This window comes from Treponema sp. (genome assembly GCF_045657965.1).
GTDB lineage: Bacteria > Spirochaetota > Spirochaetia > Treponematales > Treponemataceae > Treponema_D.
Map to the genome: position 1 here is coordinate 1 of NZ_JAZOUG010000190.1, position 4,126 is coordinate 4,126.

The window sequence follows — 4,126 nt, forward strand, 5'->3', positions numbered from 1 at the left end:
AAAAAACTCGCCTGAACTTGTTCACAGCGAGTTTTTTGGCAGGTTTCCCAACGGGAAGCCGTTTTTTTTAGCTGCCGTTTTACTTCTTTGTAAGTTTTCCGTTCTCAAAAATCAGGTTTGCTTTATCGATATACTGCTGTGGAATCTCTATTCCACAGTTTTTTGCAGCATCAAGGTCAAAAAGCAGATCAGAGTCGCTCGGCTCAGTCATGAAGCGGACTGGAATATTTTCTGGCTTTTCACCGTTTAAAATCTTTAAAACCATTTCGCCTGTAGCCCGTCCGGCTTTATAGTAATTAAAGCCGCTTGCAATTACACAGCCGCCATCCTGAGCTCCAGTAACATCGCCAGAAAAAACCGGCTTTTTAGCATCTCCAAAAACCTGTTTTACGGCAGAAAGTGCACTAAAAACTGTATTGTCAGTTGTAAGGTACAGACCGTCAACACGATTAATAATTGTTTCTGCTGCCTGTTTTACTTCGCTTGAATTGGTAATTGCCTGAGTAACAAGGTTCAGACCGGCAAGTTCACAACCCTTTTTAACAAGTTCAAGAGACGAAACCGAATTAGCTTCGTTACTTGTGTAAATATAACCGAGCGTTTTAATGCCGGTAAGTTCTTTAAAAAGGGCAATATGCTGCTCTGTTGGAATAGCATCGCTCATTCCCGTAACATTGCCTTCACCATGGTCAAGAGTTGTTACAAGGCCAGCTCCAAGAGGATCTGTAACAGTGCCAAAGACAACCGGAATATCGTCGATTGTATTTGCAAGAGCCAGAGCAACAGGAGTTGCAATTCCTACAGCAACATCAACCCTTTCGTCACGATATTTCATTGCAATCTGAGCGGCAGTATTAGAATCGCCGTTTGCGTTCTGAAGGTCAAAATCTGCCTTTACGCCGTTTTCATTCAAAACGTCGATAATTCCCTGTTCAACTGAATCAAGTGCAACATGCTGAACGATTTTTGCAATGCCGATTTTAACATTTTTTTCTGAAGAAGCAGTTTTTTTGTTACATCCGGTAAATGCAATCAGTGTAAAAACTGAAGCAGACACTGCGAGTAATTTTGTAATTTTCATATTTGTACCTCGATAAGTTTAATTTCAGAAGTATGTTACTACATATAGAAACAAAATGCAAGCAGGAGCTACTTCCCCCTTCCATGTTTTATCTATAAAATATCTGCATGATTCAAGGCATTTTAATCGAAGGATTAATTTTCGGCATAATGGTACTGGGTGTATTTATGACATTCCGTGTTTTAAATTTCTGTGACATGACAGTTGACGGTTCATTTCCACTTGGTGCCTGCGTACTTGCAGCCTGTCTTACACACGGTATAACGCCGGCAGTAGCACTCATAATTGTTTTTGCATCAGGAATTCTTGCAGGTCTTTGCACGACAGTAATTTACACAAAACTGCGTATCCCAGATTTACTTGCAGGTATTTTAATGATGACCATGCTTTATTCTGTAAACCTACGGGTAATGTCAAACCAGGCGAATGTATCTTTCCTGCGTGTTCCGACAATTTTCTCAAATATCAAAGAATTTATGAAAACAGCTTTTCCCGCACTCACTTCTGACTGGGGAATCGTAATTTTTCTGGTAATTTTTGTAGGAATTCTTCTCATTCTGCTCAACCTTTTCTTTTCTACTGATTTTGGTCTTACAATGGGTGCGCTTGGTTCAAATCCGCAGATGGTAATTTCCCAGGGGGTTGATCCGAAAATCGTACGCGGTGTCGGGATTTGCTTTGGTGACGGCTTGGCGGCTTTGAGCGGAGCTCTTTTTGCGATGTACTCAGGCTTTTCTGATGTCGGAAGCGGAAGCGGCGTTGTTGTCTCCGGCTTGGCTTCGCTAATGCTCGGTGAATTCGTAATCCGCTCGAACAAAATTGCCGCTCAGACTTTGCGAGTGATTTTAGGCTCAATCATTTACCGTGCGCTTATGTTCCTTGCCCGCCGCTACGGCTACAACATCGGAATGAACGCCAACGATTTGAAATTGGTCACGGGCTTGCTGATTATTATGTGTCTTATCGTCTCAAAGCAGGACATCGTGGGATATGTAAAGGCGCATTTGAAGAAAATTGAAAATTGAAAATGGAAAGCTAGGAGGGGGAAGTCTCCCCCTGCAGTCGCACTTCGTTGCGTCCTACCCTCTCTGCGGGGGAATCCCCCGCAACGCCCCCAAAAATGCTGAATCAGATTTCTGAAATAGATAAAAGAATATATTTTTCTTAGTTGAGGAGATTTTTAATGAAAAAAATTATTTTTATGATTGGTATGTTATTTTACTGCACGATATTCTTTTTTGCACAACCATTCAGTGGTTCAGAAAATATGATAGAAGTGTTTATTTCAACTGGTTCTTATATCAAATTTAACAAAGACAAAAAAACAATCATTTATGTTCCAAAAAACAATATTATAGGATTATCCTGTGATGATGACGATTTCACTGTCAGCATAAGTGGTAAAGTAAATTGGCTTACAGATGATAAAGGACAAGTAACATTTTCAATCAATAGATACAATCTAAAAACAGACGAAAATGGCAATATTATCGTTACAAAAAAATAGCCGCCGAAAAACTGTCATTTCTCACGCAACATAATCCTGCGCAATATACAGCCAACGACGGTATTTCGTCAGATTCCTCTGACGATTTAAATATAACACAACAAAATGAAATGCCAAGAGAGGAACAAATAAATGCTTACACTTTCTAATATCGGAATTACATTCAACGCAAATACACCGGACGAAAACATTGCCCTTAAAAACATAAATCTCAACATAAAAAAAGGCGACTTCATAACTGTAATAGGCTCAAATGGAGCCGGAAAATCAACTCTTTACAACATAATTGCAGGTACATTAAAGCCTACAACAGGCACGATTTTACTCAAAGAAAGCGAAAACGCAGAGCAAAAAAACATCACAGGCGATGCTGAATACAAACGCGCGCGCTACATCGGACGCATTTTCCAGAATCCGCTTTTAGGAACAGCCGGCAAAATGAGTCTTGAAGACAATATGATGATCTGCTACAAAAAAGGCTTTAAGGGGCTAAAAATCTCTCTCAACAATAAAATGCGCGAATTTTTCCGCCAGCAGCTTAAAGTTCTGAACATGGGATTAGAAAACCGGCTTTCAGACAATGTAGACCAGTTTTCAGGCGGACAAAGACAGGCACTCACTCTCTTGATGGCCGTTATGAGTAAGCCGAATCTTCTTTTACTCGATGAACACACAGCGGCTCTTGACCCGACAAATGCACAGATTGTCATGGATTTAACCCGCCGTTTTGCTGAAGAATACAATCTTACCGTAATGATGGTAACTCACAACATGCAGCACGCTTTGGATTTCGGGAACCGCCTTATTATGATGGACAAAGGCGAAATCATTTCTGATATTTCCGGCGAAGAAAAAAAACAGCTCACGATGGATTCAATCGTAGAGCTGTTCAAAAAAATTAAAGTAAATAACGATAACGTTTTACTGAATTAAAAAAGCTTTCTTGCTTCAACATAGAAGCGTTTTTCGCTGGCTTCTCCCATGCTGAAAGATTTTCGTGGAAGAGGTCCGCGGCCGTTGATTGTTGCAAAGAAAGAATCTTTTGCAATCGGCGGCAAAAGAATTGAAAGTGCATTGTCTTTGTGACCAAGTTTTACAACATCTTCTGTACCGTGAATGTAGTCAATGTCGTTCTTTTTGTCTTTAGAATTTGCATCTAAGTATTCGTCAAGAACAGGCTGAAGGGCTGCAATTGCAAGGTCTGTAATGCCGGTTTCAAGCACACAGAGCTTTTCTTTTCCGCCTTCAGTTGTAATAAAGCCGTAGCGCGCCCCCTTTGCATTTTTGTCTGCAACGAAATCTTCCAGTTCTTTTTCTGTACTGAAAGCTTTAACTTCACCGCCAAGTTTTTCCTGGATAAACAGAATGAGTTTTCCTGCATCCTGATTAAAAATAACACGGTGAATAGGCTCAAATGTAAGACCTGAATCATAAATGTTTACGATTTCGACAAGTGCATAGCGTACAGGAGAAGTCTCGAGGGCATCCCCCGAAAGTGTTTTTTTGTGCTCGTCCCAGACAGCTTTTGCAGTTGCAAG

5 protein-coding genes are annotated in these 4,126 nt (G+C 40.5%); 3 read left to right on the forward strand and 2 right to left on the reverse strand.

Annotated features, from left to right (window positions below; genetic code table 11):
- Positions 1-79: 79 nt before the first annotated feature.
- Complete coding sequence (locus ACKI5B_RS07150; protein ID WP_407427244.1) at positions 80-1,081, reverse strand: ABC transporter substrate-binding protein; 1,002 nt, start codon at positions 1,079-1,081, stop codon at positions 80-82.
- A 107-nt stretch (positions 1,082-1,188) separates the two neighbouring features.
- On the opposite strand from ACKI5B_RS07150, the gene ACKI5B_RS07155 reads away from it, so the two are divergent.
- The 3 genes from ACKI5B_RS07155 to ACKI5B_RS07165 all read left to right on the forward strand — a co-directional run bounded on the left by ACKI5B_RS07155 (position 1,189) and on the right by ACKI5B_RS07165 (position 3,521).
- On the forward strand, positions 1,189-2,106 hold the full coding sequence (locus tag ACKI5B_RS07155) for an ABC transporter permease (RefSeq protein ID WP_407427246.1): 918 nt from the start codon (positions 1,189-1,191) through the stop codon (positions 2,104-2,106).
- A gap of 158 nt (positions 2,107-2,264) precedes the next feature.
- Entirely contained in the window at positions 2,265-2,588 is a 324-nt protein-coding gene (locus ACKI5B_RS07160) for a hypothetical protein (RefSeq protein ID WP_407427248.1), read from the forward strand.
- A gap of 132 nt (positions 2,589-2,720) precedes the next feature.
- Entirely contained in the window at positions 2,721-3,521 is an 801-nt protein-coding gene (locus tag ACKI5B_RS07165; RefSeq protein WP_407427250.1) for an ABC transporter ATP-binding protein, read from the forward strand.
- Here ACKI5B_RS07165 and ACKI5B_RS07170 read toward each other — a convergent pair.
- The coding region (locus ACKI5B_RS07170; protein WP_407427252.1) for a DUF1015 family protein at positions 3,518-4,126 on the reverse strand (609 nt) is incomplete at its 5' end. The two genes, ACKI5B_RS07165 and ACKI5B_RS07170, sit on opposite strands and share 4 nt — an antisense overlap.